The organism is Sphingomonas kyeonggiensis, from assembly GCF_014204495.1.
GTDB lineage: Bacteria > Pseudomonadota > Alphaproteobacteria > Sphingomonadales > Sphingomonadaceae > Sphingomonas > Sphingomonas kyeonggiensis_A.
The window spans coordinates 254977-275766 of record NZ_JACHLN010000001.1 but is presented as its reverse complement, the minus strand read 5'-3'; the positions used below and the strand labels follow the sequence as shown (position 1 = coordinate 275766).

General features: G+C 66.8%; 25 protein-coding genes and 1 tRNA gene. 14 read left to right on the top strand and 12 right to left on the bottom strand.

Translation table 11 applies throughout. From position 1 onward, the window contains the following. Nucleotides 1-83: 83 nt before the first annotated feature. The gene (locus tag HNP52_RS01365; RefSeq protein ID WP_184161412.1) at nt 84-2156 is read right to left on the bottom strand and encodes a S9 family peptidase; all 2073 of its coding nucleotides are present in this window, start codon (nt 2154-2156) and stop codon (nt 84-86) included. Nucleotides 2157-2183: 27 nt separating this feature from the next. Then, the gene (locus HNP52_RS01360; RefSeq protein WP_184161409.1) at nt 2184-3347 is read right to left on the bottom strand and encodes an MFS transporter; all 1164 of its coding nucleotides are present in this window, start codon (nt 3345-3347) and stop codon (nt 2184-2186) included. A 97-nt stretch (nt 3348-3444) separates the two neighbouring features. Here HNP52_RS01360 and HNP52_RS01355 point away from each other — a divergent pair, with 97 nt between their 5' ends. After that, complete coding sequence (locus HNP52_RS01355; RefSeq protein WP_184161407.1) at nt 3445-4344, top strand: LysR family transcriptional regulator; 900 nt, start codon at nt 3445-3447, stop codon at nt 4342-4344. Here the strand turns inward: HNP52_RS01355 and HNP52_RS01350 are convergent. Continuing rightward, complete coding sequence (locus HNP52_RS01350) at nt 4341-5081, bottom strand: energy transducer TonB (protein WP_184161404.1); 741 nt, start codon at nt 5079-5081, stop codon at nt 4341-4343. The two genes, HNP52_RS01355 and HNP52_RS01350, sit on opposite strands and share 4 nt — an antisense overlap. A 122-nt stretch (nt 5082-5203) precedes the next feature. On the opposite strand from HNP52_RS01350, the gene HNP52_RS01345 reads away from it, so the two are divergent. Then, nucleotides 5204-5518 (top strand): hypothetical protein, encoded by a 315-nt coding sequence (locus tag HNP52_RS01345; RefSeq protein ID WP_184161401.1) that lies wholly within the window; start codon nt 5204-5206, stop codon nt 5516-5518. A gap of 17 nt (nt 5519-5535) precedes the next feature. Here the strand turns inward: HNP52_RS01345 and HNP52_RS01340 are convergent, their stop codons facing one another. After that, nucleotides 5536-6600, bottom strand: coding sequence for a DSD1 family PLP-dependent enzyme (locus HNP52_RS01340; RefSeq protein WP_184161398.1), 1065 nt, complete (start codon nt 6598-6600; stop codon nt 5536-5538). 84 nt (nt 6601-6684) lie between these two features. On the opposite strand from HNP52_RS01340, the gene HNP52_RS01335 reads away from it, so the two are divergent. Next, entirely contained in the window at nt 6685-8481 is a 1797-nt protein-coding gene (locus HNP52_RS01335) for an aminopeptidase P family protein (protein WP_184161395.1), read from the top strand. 82 nt (nt 8482-8563) lie between these two features. Here HNP52_RS01335 and HNP52_RS01330 read toward each other — a convergent pair whose 3' ends face one another. Continuing rightward, on the bottom strand, nt 8564-8719 hold the full coding sequence (locus HNP52_RS01330; protein WP_184161393.1) for a hypothetical protein: 156 nt from the start codon (nt 8717-8719) through the stop codon (nt 8564-8566). 104 nt (nt 8720-8823) lie between these two features. On the opposite strand from HNP52_RS01330, the gene HNP52_RS01325 reads away from it, so the two are divergent. Beyond that, nucleotides 8824-8898 (top strand) — tRNA-Thr (locus tag HNP52_RS01325). Nucleotides 8899-8949: 51 nt separating this feature from the next. Here the strand turns inward: HNP52_RS01325 and arsC are convergent. The 7 genes from arsC to HNP52_RS01290 form a co-directional block, all read right to left on the bottom strand. Continuing rightward, nucleotides 8950-9360, bottom strand: a complete 411-nt coding sequence (gene arsC / locus HNP52_RS01320) for an arsenate reductase (glutaredoxin) (protein WP_184161390.1) — start codon at nt 9358-9360, stop codon at nt 8950-8952. Further along, entirely contained in the window at nt 9357-10022 is a 666-nt protein-coding gene (locus tag HNP52_RS01315) for an MIP/aquaporin family protein (RefSeq protein ID WP_184161387.1), read from the bottom strand. Before HNP52_RS01315 ends, arsC begins: the two co-directional genes overlap by 4 nt. Then, nucleotides 10019-10360, bottom strand: coding sequence for a helix-turn-helix transcriptional regulator (locus HNP52_RS01310; RefSeq protein ID WP_184161385.1), 342 nt, complete (start codon nt 10358-10360; stop codon nt 10019-10021). The genes HNP52_RS01315 and HNP52_RS01310 overlap by 4 nt, the downstream gene beginning before the upstream one ends. Next, complete coding sequence (locus HNP52_RS01305) at nt 10360-10770, bottom strand: ArsI/CadI family heavy metal resistance metalloenzyme (RefSeq protein ID WP_184161382.1); 411 nt, start codon at nt 10768-10770, stop codon at nt 10360-10362. The genes HNP52_RS01310 and HNP52_RS01305 overlap by 1 nt, the downstream gene beginning before the upstream one ends. 65 nt (nt 10771-10835) lie before the next feature. Next, nucleotides 10836-12110: an adenosylmethionine--8-amino-7-oxononanoate transaminase gene (locus HNP52_RS01300; protein ID WP_184161379.1), complete on the bottom strand. Its 1275-nt coding sequence runs from the start codon at nt 12108-12110 to the stop codon at nt 10836-10838. Next, nucleotides 12107-12733, bottom strand: a complete 627-nt coding sequence (gene bioD, locus HNP52_RS01295; RefSeq protein ID WP_184161376.1) for a dethiobiotin synthase — start codon at nt 12731-12733, stop codon at nt 12107-12109. The genes HNP52_RS01300 and bioD overlap by 4 nt, the downstream gene beginning before the upstream one ends. Next, nucleotides 12724-13848 carry an 8-amino-7-oxononanoate synthase gene (locus HNP52_RS01290; protein ID WP_184161372.1) on the bottom strand — a complete coding sequence of 375 codons (1125 nt, stop codon included), beginning with the start codon at nt 13846-13848 and terminating at the stop codon, nt 12724-12726. The genes bioD and HNP52_RS01290 overlap by 10 nt, the downstream gene beginning before the upstream one ends. Before the next feature lie 101 nt (nt 13849-13949). Between HNP52_RS01290 and HNP52_RS01285 the strand changes: the two genes are divergently transcribed. From HNP52_RS01285 to HNP52_RS01240, 10 genes are all read left to right on the top strand, one after another. Continuing rightward, nucleotides 13950-14597 carry a hypothetical protein gene (locus HNP52_RS01285; RefSeq protein ID WP_184161370.1) on the top strand — a complete coding sequence of 216 codons (648 nt, stop codon included), beginning with the start codon at nt 13950-13952 and terminating at the stop codon, nt 14595-14597. A gap of 58 nt (nt 14598-14655) precedes the next feature. Beyond that, nucleotides 14656-15768 carry an S-(hydroxymethyl)glutathione dehydrogenase/class III alcohol dehydrogenase gene (locus HNP52_RS01280; RefSeq protein WP_184161367.1) on the top strand — a complete coding sequence of 371 codons (1113 nt, stop codon included), beginning with the start codon at nt 14656-14658 and terminating at the stop codon, nt 15766-15768. An 11-nt stretch (nt 15769-15779) separates the two neighbouring features. Further along, on the top strand, nt 15780-16178 hold the full coding sequence (locus HNP52_RS23025) for a VOC family protein (protein WP_184161364.1): 399 nt from the start codon (nt 15780-15782) through the stop codon (nt 16176-16178). After that, nucleotides 16175-16531 carry a cupin domain-containing protein gene (locus HNP52_RS01270; protein WP_184161361.1) on the top strand — a complete coding sequence of 119 codons (357 nt, stop codon included), beginning with the start codon at nt 16175-16177 and terminating at the stop codon, nt 16529-16531. Before HNP52_RS23025 ends, HNP52_RS01270 begins: the two co-directional genes overlap by 4 nt. Then, on the top strand, nt 16531-17364 hold the full coding sequence (gene fghA / locus HNP52_RS01265; RefSeq protein ID WP_184161358.1) for an S-formylglutathione hydrolase: 834 nt from the start codon (nt 16531-16533) through the stop codon (nt 17362-17364). The genes HNP52_RS01270 and fghA overlap by 1 nt, the downstream gene beginning before the upstream one ends. After that, nucleotides 17361-18587 carry an NAD(P)/FAD-dependent oxidoreductase gene (locus HNP52_RS01260; protein WP_184161355.1) on the top strand — a complete coding sequence of 409 codons (1227 nt, stop codon included), beginning with the start codon at nt 17361-17363 and terminating at the stop codon, nt 18585-18587. The genes fghA and HNP52_RS01260 overlap by 4 nt, the downstream gene beginning before the upstream one ends. An 88-nt stretch (nt 18588-18675) precedes the next feature. Continuing rightward, entirely contained in the window at nt 18676-18882 is a 207-nt protein-coding gene (locus HNP52_RS01255; RefSeq protein WP_184161352.1) for a helix-turn-helix transcriptional regulator, read from the top strand. Further along, a complete protein-coding gene (locus tag HNP52_RS01250; protein ID WP_184161349.1) occupies nt 18875-19282 on the top strand; it encodes a hypothetical protein in 408 nt (135 codons plus the stop codon). The genes HNP52_RS01255 and HNP52_RS01250 overlap by 8 nt, the downstream gene beginning before the upstream one ends. 26 nt (nt 19283-19308) lie before the next feature. Next, nucleotides 19309-20226, top strand: a complete 918-nt coding sequence (locus HNP52_RS01245; RefSeq protein WP_311768378.1) for a TraB/GumN family protein — start codon at nt 19309-19311, stop codon at nt 20224-20226. Nucleotides 20227-20298: 72 nt separating this feature from the next. Next, nucleotides 20299-20778 (top strand): DUF1440 domain-containing protein, encoded by a 480-nt coding sequence (locus tag HNP52_RS01240; RefSeq protein ID WP_184161347.1) that lies wholly within the window; start codon nt 20299-20301, stop codon nt 20776-20778. Nucleotides 20779-20790 lie beyond the last annotated feature (12 nt).

The window sequence follows — 20790 nt, the reverse complement described above, 5'->3', positions numbered from 1 at the left end:
TTGCAATGTAGGATTTGATCTGGCTGGCTGAAGCGGCCGGCTTGGCGGCCGGCCGCTCCTTGATATCGTCGGGAAGGCCGGGCTCAGCCCTTCAGCTCGGTGGCGTCGAGCTGCCAGAGGACGAACGCCATTTCGTCGGCGGCTTCCTTCAGGCTCTCCCAGCGGCCCGACTTGCCGCCATGGCCGGCGCCCATGTTGGTCTTGAGGACCAGCACATTGTCGTCGGTCTTGGTGGCGCGCAGCTTCGCCGCCCATTTCGCGGGCTCCCAATAGGTGACGCGCGGGTCGTTGAGGCCGCCCGAGATGAACAGCGGCGGATAGGCCTGGGCGGTGACGTTGTCGTACGGGCTGTACGAGCGGATCAGCGCGAAGGCCGCGGCGTCCTCCACCGGGTTGCCCCATTCGGGCCATTCGCCCGGGGTCAGCGGCAGCGTCTCGTCGAGCATGGTGTTGAGCACGTCGACGAACGGCACGTCGGCGACGACGGCGGCCCAGAGCTCGGGGTCGGAATTGACCACCGCGCCCATCAGTTCACCCCCGGCGGACCGCCCTGCAATCGCGATCCCGCCCGAATGTGTGAATCCCTCCCCTATCAAGCCCCGGGCGGAATCCACGAAATCGTTGAAGGTGTTTGTCCGCTTCTCGAGCTTGCCGTCGAGATACCATTGCTGCCCCAGGTCATCGCCGCCCCGGATATGCGCGATGGCGAATGCGACACCGCGGTCGAGGAACGAGATGCGGCCGGTCGAGAAGCCGGGCGGGATGGCGTAGCCATAGGCGCCATAGGCATAGAGATAGAGCTTGCCGCTGCCGTCCCGGGGGAAGTCCTTGGGGTAGACGATCGAGACCGGAACCTGGGTGCCGTCCCGCGCCGTGATCTTCAGCCGCTCGGTGCGGTACTTGCTCCCGTCATAGCCCGACGGGATCTCCTGCACCTTGAGCGTCTCGAGTTCGCCGGTGGCGACGCTATAGTCATAGACGGTGCCCGGCGTGACCATCGACTCATAGCCGATGCGCAGCTTGTCCATGGCATATTCGGGATTGTCGCCCAACCCCGCGACATAGCTCGCCTCGGGGAATTTCAGGCGGACGGGAGCGATGGCGGGGTCGTAGCGGTGCAGCTCGATCTGATCGAGCCCGTCCTCGCGGCCTTCGACGATGAAATAGTCGGCGAAGCAGGTGACGCCGGTCATGTAGAAATGCGCGGACGGCCCGATCCGCTCGATCCATTCGCCGGGCTTGTCGACCGAAGCGGTCATCAGCCGGAACTGCGGGTCGATATCGTTGGTGTGGATGAACAGCGTCCCGTCATGCTCGTCCACGTCATATTCGCGGCCCGGCTTGCGCGGCGAGACACAGACCATCGGCTTGGAAGGATCGGCGGGATCGAGCAGATAGACTTCGCTCGTCACATGGTCGCCGGTCGAGATCAGCAGGTATTTGCGCGACTGGGTCTCCCCCACGCCGACGCGATAGCCTTCGTCCGCTTCCTTGTAGAGCTCGACATCACTGTCCACCGGCTCGCCGAGCACGTGCCAGCGCGCATTGTCGGTCCGCCAGTTCTCATTGGCCAGGCCGTAGAGGAAACCCTTGGAGTCCGCGGTCCAGACGATCTCGGAGAGCATGCCCGGGATCACATCGGGCAGCAGCGTGCCGCTCTCCAGATCCTTCACCCGGACCTCGAAGCGCTCCGAGCCATTGTCATCCACGGCATAGGCAAGCAGCTTGCCGTCGGGGCTCACCGAAAAGGCGCCGAGCCGGAAATATTCCTTGCCCGCGGCTAGTGCCGGTTCGTCGAGGATCATCACGTCCTCGCCGCCATCCACATGCCGGCGCCACCAGCGCGGATATTCGCCGCCGGTCTCGTAATCGGTCCAGTAGAACCAGTCGCCGTCCTTCTGCGGCACGGTCGATTCGTCTTCCTTGATCCGCCCGCGCATTTCCGTGAACAGCGTATCGGAGAGCGGCTTCAAGGGATCCATCACCGCTTGGAAGAACGTGTTCTCCTCCTCGAGATAGGAAAGCACGTCCTTGTCGGTGACGGTGGGATAGGCGGGGTCCTTGAGCCAGGCCCAGGGGTCCTCGATCGTGACTCCGTGCGCGGTGAAGCTATGCGGGCGGGTAGCGGCTACGGGCGGCTTGGGAAGATCGGTCATCGCGTCTTCCTAGCGCCCGCCCCGTCGTCAGGCCAGCGCCGCCGCGCGCCGGCGCACCAGCTTGGGGCTGAGCACCATCGCGAGACTGACCAGCGCCATCGCCGCGGCGGCGAGCGACACTGCCGGATAGCCCATCCCCTCGCGGATCACTTCGCCGCCCAGCGCCGCGCCGATCGCATTGCCCAGGTTGAATGCGCCGATGTTCATGGCCGAGGCGAGGTTGGGGGCTTCATGCGCGGCGTCCATCACCCGCATCTGCAGCGGCGGCACCAAGGCAAAACTGGCAGCGCCCCAGAGCGGCATCAGCACGATCGCGACCGGCAGCGAGAACATGCCGAAGGCGAAGGCGACCAGCAGCACCGCCAGCGCCGCCGTCATCGTGATCAGTGCGCCTTCCACCGACTTGTCGGCATAGCGCCCGCCCAGCCAGTTGCCCGCGGTCAGGCCGATGCCGAAGATCACCAGTGCCACCGTGACCCAGAAGGTCGAGGCATGCGCCGCCTCGCGCAGGATCGGTGCGATATAGGTGAACACGGTGAACATCGCGCTGAACCCGACCATGGTGAGCGCGAGCGCGAAGAGCACCGGGCCGCGGCCGAGCACGCGAAGCTCGGCCATCATGTCGGCGTCCTTCTCGGCCGGGAGGGCGGGGACGAACAGGCGCAGCGCGATCATCGTCACCACGCCGATCGCCGCGATCGCGCCGAATACCGCACGCCAGCCGATCGCCTCGCCCGCCCAGGTGGCGAGCGGTACGCCACCGATCGTCGCGATCGTCAGGCCCATGAACATGGTCGCGATGGCACCCGCGCGCTTCTCGGGCGCCACCAGGCCGGCGGCGACCACCGATCCGACGCCGAAAAAGGCGCCGTGATTGAGGGAGGTGACGATCCGGGCAGCCAGCAGCATCGCGTAGCTGTCGGAGAAGGCGGCCATCAGATTGCCCAGCGTGAAGATCGCGGTCAGCGCGATCAGCAGCGTCCGGCGGGGCACCCGCCCGGTGGTCAGCGTCATCAGCGGCGCGCCGATCAGCACGCCGATCGCATAGGCGCTGACCAGCAGGCCGGCGGTGGGGATCGACACACCCAGGTCGCCTGCGATCACGGGCAGCAGGCCCATGGGGGTGAATTCGGTGACGCCGATGCCGAAGGCACCGATGGAAAGCGCAGTGAGCGCGAGGCGGGGACTCATGGATGCAGCTCCGATTTGTGCGGCAACACAAATGGACTGGCGCTCATGCTTCCGGTAGGCGCCTGAAAGGCGAAACATCTGTGCATTGGATTCATGAATGACGCGCGCCATGACCGATCGCTCGGGCGAAATGGAGATCTTCGTCACCGCCGTCCGCGAAGGGAGCCTCTCCGCTGCCGCGCGCCGGCTCGACCTGACCCCTTCGGCGGTCAGCCGTGCGCTCGGGCGGATCGAGGCGCGGCTGGGCGTGCGGCTGATCACCCGCACCACCCGCCGGCTGGCGCTCACACCGGAGGGCGATGCCTATCTCCATGCCGCCCAGCGCATCCTTGCCGATATCGCCGAGGTGGAGGAGGAGCTCGCCGACCAGGCTTCGCCGCGCGGGCGTCTCCGGGTAAGCGCGGCGCTGGCCCATGGCAGGCTGGTGATCGTGCCGCTGCTCGGCGAATTCGTGACGCGCCATCCCGGGATTCTCGTCGATATCAGCCTGAGCGACACGCTGGAGGATGTCGCCGGCGGCCGGGCCGATGTCGCGATCCGCTTCGGCCCGCTGGCGGACAGCGCGCTCACTGCCCGCAAGATCGGTGAGACCGGGCGCTCTATCGTCGCCGCCCCGGCCTATCTCGCGCGGATGGGCACGCCGCAGCTTCCCGAGGACCTCCACGAGCATAATTGCCTCAACTTCAACTTCCGTCGCGCCGAGCCGGTCTGGCCGTTTCGCCGCGACGGGCGCGACTATGCGCTGCCCGTGGGCGGCAATATCGAGGCGAACAATGGCGAGACGCTTGCCGAGCTGGCGCTGGCGGCGGTCGGCATCGCCAGGGTCGGCACCTTCAGCGTGGCGCAGGATATCGCCGCCGGGCGGCTTGTCTCCCTGCTGGAGCCGTTCAACCCGGGCGACCGCGAGGACATCCACGCGGTCTATGTCGGCGGCGCCACCCGGCCGGCCCGGGTGCGGGCGTTTGTCGATTTCCTGGTGGAGAAGCTTGGACGCTAGCGATCGGGCCGGTCGTACAGCTCCCAGACCTGCTCGCCGGTGACTATATCGGCATAGGGCCGCCCGCTGGCATCGCGGCTTGGCGCATAGCGGAAGCGCTTCTGGATCAGCCGGCACGTGGTCGCGTCGAGATCCGCATTGCCGCTGGATCGCGTCACCTCGCAGTCGGTCACCCGGCCATTGACCCCCACGGTGAAACGCAGGCCGACAGTGCCTTGCGCGCCCGCACGTGCTGCCGCCTTGGGATAGTCGCGTCCGGTGATGTCGCCCTCGAGCAGCCGCAGCACGGTGCCGCCGCCACCGCCCGCGCCATCGCCGCGCCCGCCGCTGCCGGTGCCATCGCCGATCCCGCCCGATCCCGTGCCCGGGCCGGCGATCGGCGCGCTACCCGAACTCGCATCGCTGCCCTGCGCCGGGATCGTCGCGGCGGGAATCGGCTGGGGGAGGGGTGTCTTCACCGGCGTCGCCACCTCTGTGGCGCGGGAGGTCTTGTTGGGCGGGGAGGCCTTGCCTTCCTCCTTGGGTGCACGGGGCTTGGGGGCGGGGGGCTTTTCGGGCTCGGGTGGCGGTGGCGGGGGCAGGGTGAAGTCGACCAGCTGCATGGATGGGTTCGGCATGATGTGCAGGCGTACGCCCAGTCCGCTGACCAGCAGCCACAACAGCAGTGCCACGAAAGCGAGCGCACCCGCGGCACTGCCCAGCCGCTCGCGCGGAGTCGGGATTCCGGCGCCTGTCATGCCCGTCCAATGCGCCGCATCCATCGAACGATCCCATGAACACCTTGTTGTTTTCAGTTCATGCAACCGCGCGGCACCCAGGCAAGTTGTTGCTGCATCGAATCAAGGAAGGGATGGAAATCATGCGTAAGCTCATTGCGGCCACTGCCGCTCTCGCGCTGGCCATGCCCGTCGCAATGCCGATCGAGGCGGCGCAGGCCCAGAGTCACTACAAGGGCAAGAGCTCGAAGAGCCGGACCTATTACAAGAAGTGCCGCCGCTCGCCGGGCCATGCCGGCCTGATCGGTGGTGCCGCGGTCGGCGTGCTCGCTGGCCCCGCGATCATCGGCCACGGCCTGCTCGGTGCGGCGGTCGGCGGTGTCGGCGGTGCCTTTGGCGGCCGCGCGATCGATCGCACGATCAGCGCCAAGCATCGCTGCTATTACGTCCGCCGCTAGGGCCCGATCGGCCAAGCCTAGGTGGAACGGCCCCTGGCGGTCACCGGCCACGCGCCGGTGACCGTCTCGCCCGCCACCAGCCAATAGCGGTCATAGAGGTTCACCGTCGGGTCGCAGTGCGGCGGAACGAGCGTAACCCGTTCCGCCAGGGCCGGCAGTGCTTCCCCGAACAGCGCTCCCTGCTCGTCGCCCATGAAGGCGTAGCGCGCGGAGCCTGACAAGGGCACGGGCACCCCGGCATCGGTGGCGAAAGACTTCAATCCCGCATCGATCGTCACCATGCCGGGCGTGTTCGCGCTGACCACCGTGGAATCCACCCACAACGCCTGTTCGAAGCTCGGCCCGGCCAGCTCGCAATCGCGATATTCACGGTCGAGGAAGATATAGCTGCCCACCTGCAGCTCGGTCAGCACCCCCAGCTCCGCATCGATCGCGAAGGTGCCGGTTCCCGCGCCGGTCACTACCGGGATCGCGAACCCCGCATCCGCCAGTGCCGCCAGCACCGTGCGGAGATAATCGGTCTTCTCCGAAATCGCGGCATGCCGGTCCGAAAGGTGCGTGATGTGCTGCTCCGATCCGCAATAATATTGCACGCCACCGAGCGGCAGCCCGGCTTCGATGATCGTCCGCGCCAGCGCCACCGCCGCTTCGGGGGACGTCACGCCGGTGCGATGTTTGCCGGGGTCGACATCGACGAAGATCGTCGCTCCGCACCCTGCCAGCGCCCGCACCACGTCCGGATGATCCGCCACCACGGAAAGCCCGATCTTGCCCGCCAGCGCGGTCAGCCGCGCGATCCCGTCCCTTGTCACCACCGGCGAGGTCAGGTGGATGTCGCCCACGCCGTCGGCCGCCAGCGCCTCGGCCTCGCCCAGCTTGGCGCAGCAGATGCCGACCGCGCCCGCGGCGATCTGCCGCTTGGCGATCTCGCTGCTCTTGTGCGTCTTGGCATGCGGCCGCAGCGCCAGGCCTCTCGTCCGGGCGAATTCGGCCATCGCCGCGATGTTGCGGTCCATCGCCGCCACGTCGAGCAGCAGGGCGGGAGTGGCCAGGTCGGCGCGGGGCAGGGGGAAATGCGTCATTGTCCAAGCGATAGCGCAGGGTGTGACTTTTGCCGAATATCGGAGCAAAGCAGCCCCATAGAGTCCAGCAATAGAGTATATCCCATGTCCAGCTATGCCGACCGCCTCAAGGCTCTTCGCGAGCAGCTGAAGCGCGACCGTCTCGACGGGTTCGTCGTGCCGCTTACCGACGAGCATATGTCCGAATATGTCGGCGCCTATGCCCAGCGCCTCGCCTGGCTGACCGGCTTCCAGGGGTCGGCCGGTACCGCTGTGGTGCTGCCGGAGGAAGCGGCGATCTTCACCGATGGGCGCTACACGATCCAGGTCCGCCAGCAGGTCTCGGCCGATCATTGGGAATATGTCGGCGTGCCGGCCACCAGCGTCTCGTCCTGGCTCGGTGCCCATGCGCCTGATGGTGGCCGCATCGGCTATGATCCCTGGCTGCACACTCGCGCCTGGGTTGAGGAAGCCCGCAAGGCGCTGGCTGAGAAGGGCGCCGAGCTGGTCGCGGTCAACACCAATCCGATCGACGCGGTGTGGCCGGACAAGCCCGCGCCGTCGGATGCGACGCTCGCCGTCCAGTCCGACGACCTTGCCGGCAAGTCCTCCCCCGCCAAGCGCGCCGAGATCGCCGACTGGCTGGCCGAGCGGAAGGCGGACGCGGTCGTCCTCTCCGCGCTCGATTCGATCGCCTGGGCATTCAACATCCGCGGCACGGACGTGAGCCATACGCCGGTCGCGCTCGCCTATGCGATCGTCAACGCCGACGGCACCGCCGATTTCTTCGTCGCGCCGGAAAAGGTGACCGACGAAGTCCGTCAGCATCTCGGCAATGCGATTCGCATCCATGACCGCACTGCCTTCGCGCCGGCGCTCCAGGGCTTTGCCGGCAAGCGTGTCGCCGCCGATCCGGGAAGCGCCGTCGCCGCGGTGTTCGATGCACTCGACGCCGGCGGCGCCAAGGTGCTGGCGCTGCGCGACCCGGTGATCCTTGCCAAGGCGATCAAGAACCCGGCCGAGATCGCCGGGCAGAAGGCCGCCCAGGCGCGTGACGGCGCCGCGCTCAGCCGCTTCCTGAAATGGTTCGAGGAAACCGCCCCCCAGGGTGGCCTCACCGAAATGTCCGCCGCCGACAAGCTCCAGTGGTTCCGCGAGCAGACCGGCGTGCTCAAGGATCTGAGCTTCGACACAATCTCGGCCACCGGCCCGAACGGGGCGATCCCGCACTACAAGGTCACCGATGAATCGAGCCTGCCGATCGAGCTCGGTCAGCTCTATCTCGTCGATTCGGGCGGTCAGTACGCCGATGGCACCACCGACGTCACCCGCGTGATGCCGGTTGGCGAGGCCAGCGACGAGATGAAGGACCGCTTCACCCGCGTGCTCAAGGGCCATATCGCCATCGCCACCGCGATCTTCCCCGACGGCACCACCGGCGCCCAGCTCGACAGTTTCGCCCGCCGTCCGCTCTGGGAAGTCGGCCTCGATTACGGGCACGGCACCGGCCACGGCGTGGGTTCGTATCTGTCGGTGCATGAGGGCCCGCAGCGCATCGCCCAGCCCTATTATCCGGGCGGCCAGAGCCTTGAGCCACTGCGCGAGGGCATGTTCCTGTCGAACGAGCCCGGTTACTATAAAGCGCAGGAATTCGGCATCCGGATCGAGAATCTGGTGCTGGTCACCAAGCAGTTGATTTCGGGTGCGGAACAACAAATGCTGGGGTTCGAGACGCTGACCTTCGCGCCGATAGAGCGAACGCTGATTAAACCATCTTTGCTAACCGAGCAGGAACGCCGCTGGCTTGATAGTTATCATGCTGAAGTGCTGCGGATTTTGGGCCCGCAGCTGGGCGGGGACGAGTTGGTATGGTTGGAAGCGAAGTGCGCGCCCATCGGGTGATGTGGTTCCTGGCAGGTGCGGTCACGATGGCGATGTATCTCGTCGGGCCGCACGCCATCATGCGCAATGCCTATGATACGGCTCAGGGCTTGTCGCTCTGGTTCGGTTCGCTCTGAGGCGCGGCAGAATCGCCGAGCAGGTCGCCGGTAGCGGCCTGCTCGCGTGCCTGCGCCTTGCGCCTGCGCAGATTGGCCCGCAGCGCCTCCGCTAAACGGGCCTGTTTTTCCGTATTGCTCATTTTCCTGCGATAAACCGGCCATTAGCAGGTTGACAATCGCCCGCACCCAAGCACATAGGCGCCTCCCGCTTGGGACCCGGCGCTGCCGGATCGTTCGGGCGAGTGCTGCCGTAGCTCAGTGGTAGAGCGCATCCTTGGTAAGGCTGAGGTCGTGAGTTCAATCCTCACCGGCAGCACCATTTTCCCGAAAATCGAAATGGAAGATCCCACCCCCTTGCGGGGAGAGCCGTTCAGCGGCGCACGATCTCGCCGTCTTCCTTGACGAATTCGGCCGGCGCGCGGTCGAGCAGCTCCAGCACCACCTCGGAAGGCCGGCACAGTCTGGTGCCCTTCGGCGTCGTCACGATCGGACGGTTTACGAGAATCGGATGGGCGAGCATCGCCTCAAGGAGGGCCTCGTCCGAAGTCGCCGGATCGAGCAGCCGCAGCTCGGCGGCCGGCGTGCCCTTCTCGCGCAGCACGTCGCGTGGCGTCGCGCCCATCGCCGCCAGCAGGCCGAGCAGTTGCGCGCGTTCCCAGCCGGCGCTGCGATATTCGATGACCTGCGGCACATATCCCGCCGCCTCGATCATCGCGAGCGCGTTGCGCGAGGTGCCGCAATCGGGGTTGTGATAGATGGTGATCGGGAAATAGCCGGTCATCGCACGCGCTCCTCTTCGTACAGCCATGGAAATATCGCGATCGCCGCAAGCGCGCCGGCCAGCTGCGCCGCGACGAACAGCGGCACCGAATGCGGGGCGATGCCGGCAAAGGTGTCGGAAAGGCTGCGCGCGATCGTCACGGCCGGATTCGCGAAGGCGGTCGACGCGGTGAACCAATAGGCGGAGACGATGTAGAGCCCGACAGCCGTCGGCGTGAGCTCGGGCCGGGTGCGCCGGGTCGCCAATATCGTGCCGATCAGGCCGAAGGTAGCGATGCATTCGGAAAGGCCCTGGGGAAAGCCGTCACGCGCCTTTCCGGACAGTTGCAGGATTGGCTCGGCGAACATCGCATGTGCCGCCCATGCGCCGAGAATGGCACCTGCCAGCTGTGCGGCGACGTAGAGCATCGCGATGCCCGCGCTGGTCTCGCGTATCAGCAGGGCCGCCAGGGTGATGACCGGGTTGAAATGGGCGCCCGATATGGGGCCGAAAAGGTGAATGAGAACAATCAGCCCGGCGCCGGTCGCAAGGGTGTTCCCGAGCAGCGCCACGGCCTGATTCCCGCCCGCGAGCCGCTCGCCCATGATGCCGGAGCCGATGACGATCGCGAGCAGCATTGCCGTGCCCATGCTCTCGGCAAGCAGGCGACGGCGCAGCTTCATGTGCAGCAATCGGGGCTCGCGGTGAGCTCGCCCAGCGTGCCGCATATCTCCGGACGTCCCGCGCAGCAGTCGGCAACCAGGAAGCCGAGGAGGTCGCGCATGCCGTCATAGTCGGCGGAATAGATCACCGATCGGCCATCCCGGCGCGACCGGACCAGCCCGGCATTGCCGAGGATCGTAAGATGCGTCGAAAGCGTGTTGGGGAGCGCACCTATCTCGCGCGCGATTTCTCCCGCCGCCATGCCGTCCGGACCGGCGCGCACAAGCAGGCGGAACACGGCAAGGCGGCTGGCATGGGCGAGGGCGGACAATGCCTCAACGGCAGCGGGCAACTGCATCAGCAGCACGCCCTTGTGGTCGGGATCACTTCATCCTCGCCATAGGCGGTCGCATCGCCATGGGTAAAGAACGTCTCCCAGCGCACCCCGGCCGTGTCCGTCACCCAGGACTTGTCGGATTTCGCGTAGCAGCAGGTGGTCGCTTCCTGGTCGAAGGTCGTGGCGCCGGCCGCTTTCAGCCGCCCCGCGAGGTCGCCCAGAGCATCGGCGCTGTCGACCTGGATGCCCACATGATCGACGCCGGTGGCGCGGCTGCGTGCCGAGATCGCGAGGTTGACCCGCGGATCCTCGAGCATCCACTTGGCATAGTCGGCCTTCACCACCGTGGGCGGCGCATCGAAAAGGGTGCCGTAAAAGGCAATTGCCTGATCGAGGTCGGGAACGCTGATGTGCAGGTGCAGGCGCTTCATGGCTGCGGTCTCCAATGTCTCGATATTTCGATTATTCCAGAAATATCGATTCGACAAGGGCCGCATCAGAACGCGAACAAGTCTCCCATCCGGGGTTCCCGCTCCAGGAACTCGGCGATCGTGCCATAGATCGCGTCGAGATCGGCATCCTCGATGCAATAGGGCGGCATCACATAGATAGTGTTGCCCAGCGGCCGCAGCAGCACGCCGCGCTCCATCGCGAACGCCTTGAGCCGGGTGCCGACCGAATTGAGATAGGTCGATGTGCCGCCGCCGATCTCGGCTGCGACGATCGTCCCCAATCGGCGCGGATTGCGGATCAACGCGTGGGTGGCTAGCCGGTCGAGTCGGTCCTGCTGGCGGTCGCCCAGATCGGCGATGCGCGCGAGCACCGGCTCCTCGCGCCAGATCGCCAGATTGGCGTTGGCGGCGGCGCAGGCGATCGGATTGGCGGTGTAGCTCGAGGAGTGGAAGAACATCCGCGCGCGATCATCGGACAAATGCGCTTCGAAGATCGGTGCCGTCGCCATCGTCACCGCCAGCGGGATCGCGCCGCCCGTCAGCCCCTTGGACAGGCAGAGTATGTCGGGCACCACGCCCGCCCGCTCGCAGGCGAGCAGCGTGCCGGTGCGTCCCCAGCCGGTCATCACTTCGTCGGCAATGAACAGGACATCATGCGCCGCGCAGATCTTGCGCATCTCGGCGAGCAGGCTGGCCGAATAGAATTTCATGCCGCCGGCGCCCAGCACCAGCGGCTCGACCAGCAGCGCGGCCGGCTTCTCGCGGCACTGCGCCTCGAGCGCGTCGAGCACGGCCTGGCTTTGGCCGGGCTCTGGGAAGGGGATGGTCGCCACGTCGAACAGCAGTGGCTGATAGGGTCGGTTGAACACGCCGCGCGCACCGACCGACATGCCGCCGATCGTGTCGCCATGATAGCCATGCTCCATCACGACGATGCGGTGGCGAGGCTCGCCGCGATTGTCCCAGAAGCCGAGCGCCATCTTCAACGCCACTTCGACGCTGGTCGAGCCGCTGTCCGAATAGAACACATGCCGCAGCGGCTCCGGCGTGATCCGCACCAGCTCGGCAGCCAGCGTCTCGGCCGGTTCGTGGGTCCAGCCGGCGAAGATGATCTGGTCCATCCGCCCCGCCTCTTCGGCGATCGCCGCCATGATGCGTGGATGGCAATGCCCATGCGTCGTCACCCACCAGGACGAGATCGCATCGACGTAGCGGCTGCCGTCTGCCGTGTGCAGTGCCGCGCCTTCGGTGCGTGCCACCTGCGGGATCGGCTCGCCCAGCCCGTGCTGGGTAAAGGGGTGCCACACGGGCGAGGTCATGGCTGGAAGTCCGAGAGGTCGAACGCCTCGGCAAAGGCGGCCTTGAGGGTGGCTGTGTCGAGCGGATCGAGGGTCGGCAGGCGGCCGAGCCGGCGAACCTTGCCGATCGCGGCGATCGTCGCCTCGCTGTCTTCGTTCGCCTCGCCGACAAAGGCGACGCCCAGGATCGGCACGCCGCGCGACCGCAGCGCCTCGATCGAGAGCAGGCTGTGGTTGATCGTCCCAAGGCTGGTCCGTGCGACCAGCACGGTCGGCAGCCCCCAGCGCGCGAACAGGTCCGCATAGAGCAGTTCGCGCGTCACCGGCACCAGCACGCCGCCCGCGCCCTCGATCACCAGCGGATCGACCACCAGGGGATCGCGTGGTGGCGGGGTCAGCTTGTCAGGGTCGATCACTATGCCGTCGATCTCGGCGGCGAGATGCGGCGAGCAGGGCGTGGTCAGGCGATAGGCTTCGGGCAGCACCACCGCGGCGGTCAATGCCGCGATCCGCTCGCCGTCGCTGCCGCCGTCGAGCCCGCTCTGGATCGGCTTCCAATAGCTGGCGCCCAGCGCTCCGGCCAGGCCGGCGGCGAAGATGGTCTTGCCGATATCGGTATCGGTACCGGTGACGACTATGCGCATGTGAGCCCTCCAAGTGCCCGGGCGAGCGCGGCGATATCGTCCTCGTCGACATTGAGCGTCAAGGAAATGCGCAGCCGCGAGGTCCCTGCCGGCACGGTTGGCGGCCGGATACCGCGTACGTCGAAGCCGAGGCGCTGCAGCTCCGCCGCCATCGCCATGGTCCGTGCATCCTCGCCGATCACCAGTGGCAGGATCTGCGATCCCGTTGCCCGCACGCCCGCTGGCGCAAGTAGTGCTTCGGCGTGTGCGACCAGCGCATGCAGCCGTTCCCGGCGCTCCGGCTCGGCGATCAGTCTGAGCGACGCGCTCACCGCCGCTGCCATCAGCGGCGAGGGGGCGGTCGAGAAGATGAAGGCGCGCCCGCGATTGACCAGGAAGTCGCGCACCACCTGGGGGCCGCAGAGCAGCGCCCCTTCGCAGCCCAGTGCCTTGCCGCAGGTGTGCAGCGTGATCAGGTTTTCGCGTCCGGCCAGCCCCGCGGCCAATCCGCGGCCCTTGTCCCCGAACACGCCTGTGGCATGCGCTTCGTCGACGATCAGGATCGCGTCATGCCGGTCGGCCAGCGCGGCGAGATCGGCGAGCGGTGCCTGGTCGCCGTCCATCGAATAGAGGCTCTCGACGACTATCCATACGCGACCGGTGCCGCCTTCGTGCCGCCAGTCCAGGATCGCGTCTTCGAAGTCGCCGACGTCGTTGTGCGCCGCGCTGCGTGCCTCGGCCCGGCTAAGCCGCATGCCTTCATGCGCGCTGGCATGGATCAGCGCGTCGTGCAGGATCAGGTCGCCGCGCTGGGGCAGGGTGGAAAGCAAAGCCGCATTGGCTGCATAGCCGGTCGAGAAATAGAGCGCGCTCTCCGCCCCGAATAAGGTGGCGGCGTCTGCTTCAAGCTGCTCGTGCGCCTCGTGATTGCCGCGCAGCAGCCGCGATCCGCCCGACCCGATCGGCACGTCTGCGTCCATCGCCGCGCGCACCGCATCCGCCAGCGCAGCATCGCCGGCCAGCCCAAGATAGTCGTTGGAGGAGAAATCCCGCCCGGCTCGTGCGGCGAGCCGCCGCGAGCGGCTGCGCGCCGCCAGTTCGGAAAGGTCGCGTCGCTGGTCTTCGAAGAACGCCATCCCGGGCCCCATAGGCGCAACCGGGGCGATCGGCCAATGTCCGGCTTGTCCCTGCAGGATATTGGTGTATTATTCACTTAATACACAAGCGGAGGGACGGGATGCAGCACTCCTTCATCGGCGCGAGTGGTCGGCCCTTCGGCACGGTCGCCGCACTGTTCTGCCTGTTGCTGACGGTCGCGCTGATCGTCCTCGGCGATGTCGCGCACGATCTCGCGGGCGGGGCGCAGCCCTTCTCGGCGATCGCGCGCGGCAATCTCGAGCCTGCCCGGGACTATTGGGGATTGCTCCTCGCTGTCGAGATCGTGCGCTGCGTGCTGGCCGGTGCGCTGCTGCTGGCGATGCTCACCCTGGCGGGGCCGATCGGCCCGCGCACGATCGGGCGCGATGCGGCGCTGCTCGCCGGGATCGCTGGCGTGTTCTGCCTCGCCGTAACCGCGCATTTCTCGATCGAGGCGGCCGCCCTGCTCGGCCAGGGTCGTGTCTCGCCTCGCGGCGATCTGGTCGCCGCGCTCACCCTGCTCGGCCATGCCGGTGTCGCGCTCTGGGCGACGCTCACCGTGCGCGAGGCGCGGGCCGCCCGCAGTCTGCCCGCCTGGGTGCAGCTTGCCGGGCTGCTCTTCGCGGGCCTTGCCTTGATCTCCGGCTTTTCGCGCCCCTTCCTCGAATTCGCGGCGTTCGCCGGCATTCTCTGGTGGGCCGGAGTCTTCCTCACGCTCTATCGGCCCGAGGACAGAACCCTGCGCTGACGCCTTGCAACCGCGCGGCGTTTCCCCGATCACGCCGCCAAGCAAGGAGTAAGCCCCCATGAAGACCCGCGCCGCCGTCGCTTTCGAAGCGAAGAAGCCCCTCGAAATCGTCGAGCTCGACCTCGAAGGCCCCAAGGCCGGCGAAGTGCTGGTCGAGATCATGGCGACCGGCATCTGCCATACCGATGCCTACACGCTGGACGGCTTCGATTCGGAAGGCATCTTCCCCTCGGTACTCGGCCATGAGGGCGCCGGTGTGGTCCGTGAAGTCGGTGCCGGCGTCACCAGCGTGAAGCCCGGCGACCATGTGATCCCGCTCTACACGCCGGAATGCCGCCAGTGTAAGTCGTGCCTCTCGGGCAAGACCAACCTGTGCACCGCGATCCGCGCCACGCAGGGCAAGGGGCTGATGCCCGACGGCACCACCCGGTTCAGCTACAAGGGCCAGCCGATCTACCACTATATGGGCTGCTCGACCTTCTCGAACTTCACCGTGCTGCCCGAGATCGCCGTAGCGAAGATCCGCGAGGACGCGCCCTTCCAGAGCAGCTGCTATATCGGCTGCGGCGTCACCACCGGCGTCGGCGCGGTGATCAACACCGCCAAGGTCCAGGTCGGCGACAATGTCGTGGTCTTCGGCTTGGGCGGGATCGGCCTGAACGTGATCCAGGGCGCGCGGCTCGCCGGCGCGAACAAGATCATCGGCGTCGACATCAACCCGGATCGCGAGGAATGGGGCCGCCGCTTCGGCATGACCGACTTCCTCAATTCCAAGGGTATGAGCCGCGAGGATGTGGTCGCGATGATCGTCGCGATGACCGATGGCGGCGCCGACTATACCTTCGATGCGACCGGCAACACCGAAGTGATGCGCATCGCGCTCGAGGCCTGCCATCGCGGCTGGGGCACCAGCATCATCATCGGCGTGGCCGAGGCGGGCAAGGAAATCAGCACCCGCCCGTTCCAGCTGGTGACGGGCCGCAACTGGCGCGGCACCGCGTTCGGCGGTGCCAAGGGCCGCACCGACGTGCCGAAGATCGTCGACATGTACATGACCGGCAAGATCGAGATCGATCCGATGATCACCCATGTCATGGGCCTGGAGGACATCAACAAGGGCTTCGACCTGATGCATGCGGGCGAGAGCATCCGCAGCGTCGTCGTCTACTGAGGAGAGCGCAAATGTTCAGTCATGTGATGGTCGGCAGCAACGATATCGAGCGGTCTAAGGCATTCTATGACGCGGTGCTGGGCACGCTCGGCGCGGGCGAGCCGTTCCGCCACGTCAACGCCACCGGCCAGACCCGGCTGTTCTACCGGCATGACGGCGGCAGCTTCTGCATCAGCGAGCCGATCGACGGCGAGCCGGCGACCTGCGCCAATGGCGCCACGATCGGCTTCAAATGCAACTCGGCCGAGCAGGCTGCGGCGTTCCATGCCGCCGGCCTCGCGCATGGCGGCACGGCGATCGAGGATCCGCCCGGCGTGCGCGAGGCCGGCTCGCTCGGCGCGATGTACCTCGCCTATCTGCGCGATCCCGACGGCAACAAGCTCTGCGCCATGTGGCGCGTTCCGGCGTGAGCGACGTCGTCAATCTCGAGGCGAAGTTCGCCACCTTCACCGAGCATTGGGCGCCGCGCATCGTCGCGCGCTACAACGACAATGACGTGCGCATCGTGAAGGTGGACGGCGAATTCGTGTGGCACAGCCATCCCGAGACCGATGATTTCTTCCTGGTGCTCGAAGGCGTGCTCGACATCGAGCTGCGTGACCGCACCGTCACGCTCAATCCCGGCGAGCTCTTCGTCGTGCCGCGCGGGGTCGAGCATCGCCCGGTCGCGCGTCACGGCGAAGTGAAGATGATCGTGATCGAGCCGGCGGGCACCCCCAATACCGGCGACACCGCCACCGCTACCCAGGTCGAGGCGCTTTGATGGAACAGCTTTCCGCCAACCGGTCGCATGGCGGCACTCAGGGCGTGTACCGCCATGCCTCCGCCGTCACCGGCACCGACATGACCTTCTCCGTCTTCGTCCCCGATCATGCGCCTGGCGCGAAGCTGCCGGTGCTGTGGTTCCTCTCGGGCCTCACCTGCACCCACGCCAATGTCACCGAGAAGGGCGAGTATCGCGCGGCCTGTGCCGAGCAGGGCGTGATCCTGGTCGCGCCGGACACCAGCCCGCGCGGCGAGGGCGTGCCCAATGACGAAGCCTATGATTTCGGCCAGGGCGCGGGCTTCTATGTCGATGCGACCGAAGCGCCCTGGGCGACGCACTTCAAGATGCGCTCGTATATCGAACAGGAACTGCCCGCGCTCATCGAAGCCGAGTTCCCGGCGGACATGGCGCGCCAGGGCATCACCGGCCATTCGATGGGCGGCCATGGCGCGCTGACGATCGCGCTGCGCAATCCGGCGCGCTTCCGCTCGGTCTCGGCCTTCTCGCCGATCGTGGCGCCGAGCCGGGTGCCCTGGGGCGAGAAGGCACTGGCCGGCTATCTCGGTGCCGACCGTGCGGCATGGCGGCAGTATGACGCCGTCGCGCTGATCGAGGATGGCGCTCGCGTCCCCGAGCTGTTGGTCGATACCGGCACCGCCGACCAGTTCCTCGAGGTCCAGCTCAAGCCCGAGCTGCTGGAAGCAGCCTGCCGCACCGCCGGCATCGCGCTCACCCAGCGGCTCCAGCCGGGCTATGACCATAGCTATTATTTCGTCTCCACCTTCCTCGGTGATCATGTCGCCTGGCACGCCGAGAGGCTGAAGGCATGAAGTTCGACCTCCTGATCGTCGGTGCCGGCCATGGCGGCGCCCAGGCGGCGATCGCGCTGCGCCAGAACAAGTTCGAGGGCAGCATCGCGCTGCTCGGCGACGAGCCCGAGCTGCCGTACGAGCGCCCGCCGCTCTCCAAGGAATATCTGTCGGGCGAGAAGGCGTTCGAGCGGCTGCTGATCCGCAACGCCGCCTTCTGGGAAGAGCGCCAGGTAGCGATGCTGCCGAACCGCACCGTCACCGCGGTCGATCCCGTCGCGCACAATGTTACCGCCAATGGCGAGACGATCGAATATGGCCAGCTGGTCTGGGCGACCGGCGGCAAGCCGCGTCGCCTGTTCTGCGATGGCCATGACCTGGCGGGCATCCACACCGTCCGCACCCGCGCCGATGTCGACCAGATGATGGCCGAGCTGGACGGCGTCACCCGCGTCGCCGTGGTTGGTGGTGGCTATATCGGGCTGGAGGCGGCGGCCGTGCTCGCCAAGCTCGGCAAGCAGGTGACCGTGCTCGAAGCGCAGGACCGTGTCCTCGCCCGCGTTGCCGGCGAACCGCTGTCGCGCTTCTTCGAGGCCGAGCATCGTGCGCACGGCGTCGATATCCGCCTCGGCGTCCAGGTCGACGCGATCGAGGGTGACACCAAGGTCAGCGGCGTCCGCCTGGCGGGCGGCGAGGTCATCCCGGCCGACATGGCGATCATCGGCATCGGCATCGTCCCAGCGGTCGAGCCCTTGCTTGCCGCCGGTGCCGCGGGCGGCAATGGCGTGCTGGTCGATGACCAGTCGCGCACCAGCCTGGCCGACATCTTCGCGATCGGAGACTGCGCGCTCCATGTGAACCGCTATGCGGCGGACAGCGCGATCCGGCTCGAGTCGGTGCAGAACGCCAATGACCAGGCGACTGTTGCCGCCAAGACGATCTGCGGGGTCGAGGCGGGCTATGACGCCGTCCCCTGGTTCTGGTCTAACCAGTACGACCTCAAGCTCCAGACCGTCGGTATCTCGGCCGGGCATGATTCGATCGTGGTGCGCGGCGATCCCGCCACCCGCAGCTTCTCGCTGATCTATCTCCGCGCCGGCCGGGTGATCGCGCTCGACTGCGTCAATGCGGTCAAGGACTATGTCCAGGGCCGCAAGCTGGTGGCGGAGGGGCTTGCCCTCGATTCCGCCGCGCTTGCCGACACCAGCGTGCCGCTCAAGGAACTCGCCGCCAGCATATCCTGACAAAATGTCAGGTCTTGTTGACAACGTCATTCGACTCGCTATGTAAGGTGTGCCTGACAGAAAGTCAGGACATGGGGACAGCAACAGGATGCGAAATCGCCTGAAAGTGCTGCGCGCCGAACGCGACTGGAGCCAGGCTGAGCTTGGCGGTCGGCTTGGCGTGTCGCGACAGGCGGTGAACGCGATCGAGACGGGCAAGCACGATCCATCGTTGCCGCTTGCCTTCAAGGTCGCACGCCTGTTCGCCATGCCCATCGAGGAGATATTTTTCGATGACGAGTCGGGGGATGACTGAAGGTCCGGGGGAACGCGCCGAGCGGTTGCGCGCACGCCGCTACTGGGCCGTCAGCCTTGTCTTCGGGCTGATGGGTGCCGGGGTGGGCGCGACGCTTGCCTATCTCGGCGACAATGACGCGCGCAGCCTGTCGGCAAGCTGGGCGGTGGGTGTCACGCTGCTCTATGCGATCTGCCTGCCGCTCGGCAGCTGGCTGTTCCTGCGCCAGACCGATGAAGTCGATCTCCGCGACAACCTGATCGGCTGCACCGCCGGCATCTATTTCTACACAATGCTGTATCCGGGCTGGTATTTTCTCTGGAAGGGCGGGCTCGTCCCCGAACCCGATCACCAGCTCCTTTTCATCGGCACCATGGGCGTCGTGGCTGCCGTCTATTTCTGGAAGAGGCTCCGGCCCTGACGGGCCGTACAATTGGAGTATTCGAGATGATGAAGAAGCTGCTCAAGGGTTTTGCGGCTCCCATGGCGCTGCTCGCGCTTCCCGCGACCGCCTATGCCCAGGCCGCGCCCGCCCCGGCCGCGGCCGCCACCAAGGATGCCGATCCGGCGATCTGGGTGGTCAAGGATGCCGATACCACCATCTATCTGTTCGGCACCGTCCATGTGCTCAAGCCGGGCCTGAGCTGGTTCGACGAAGCGGTGAAGACCGCGTTCGACAAGAGCGACACCGTGGTGCTCGAAATGCTCGAGCCCGATGCGGCGACGATGCAGGGCCTGATCATGAAGACGGCGCTGGCGCCGGCGACCGATCCCGCGCTCACCGCCAAGCTGCCCGAGGCAAGCCGCGCGCCTTACGCCGCCGCGCTCGCCGATCTCGGCATGCCGGCCGCTGCGCTCGATCGCTTCGAGCCCTGGTTCGCCGCGATGACGCTCAGCATCGCCCCGCTCCAGAAGCTCGGCTATGATCCGCAGAGCGGCGCCGAGCGCACGATCACCGATGCCGCCAAGGCCGGGAACAAGGAGATGGTCGGGCTCGAGACCGCAGAGCAGCAGCTCGGCTATTTCGACACCATGCCGGCGGACCTGCAGGTCAAGTATCTCGTCAGCACCGTCAACGAGTACAAGAATGTCGGCCCGCTGCTCGACAAGATGGTGGCGAAGTGGAGCGCCGGTGATCCGGATGGTCTCGGCGCCACGATGAACGAGGAAATGCGCAAGACGCCGGAGATCGGCAAGCTCCTGCTCACCGAACGCAACATCCGCTGGGCCGACTGGATCAGCGCGCGCATGGCCAAGCCGGGCACCGTGTTCGTCGCGGTCGGCGCGGGGCATCTCGCGGGGCCGGACAGCGTCCAGGCCTATCTCGCCAAGCACAATCTCAAGGCCGAGCGCATCCAATATTGATTGCCCCTATATTGATGTGACGCCATGGGCCGGGCAGGGGAGTGCGAAGCGCATCCCTGCCCGGAGTTCGTCATGGCAAAGCCCCGTCCCTTCCTCGGCCTGCTCGCCGGCGTCGCTGCCGGCCTCGTCGCCTCCGCGGCGATGGCGGCTTTCCAGCATCAGGCCGGCAAGCTGCTGCCCGAGGATGGCAAGGACGAGGACCCCGCCACGGTGAAGGCCGCCGACAAGGCGAGCGAGGCGATCCTCGATGCCCCGGTGCCCGAGGAATATCGCGAGCAGGCGGGCCTCGCGGTCCATTACATCACCGGCGCGGTGCTCGGCGGCATCTACGGCGTGATCACCGAATACAAGCCCGAGGCGAGCGCGGGCTTTGGCGGCGCCTATGGTATCGCGACCAGCGCGCTGCTCGATGAAGGCGTGGTCCCGGCCGCTGGCCTGGCGCCGGGTCCGGACGATACGCCGCTGGTCCAGCACGCCTATGGCGCGGCTTCGCACCTGGTCTACGGCATCGTGCTGGAAGGCGTGCGCTGGCTGATCGCGGGGAAGCGGTAAAGCTGGTTCGAA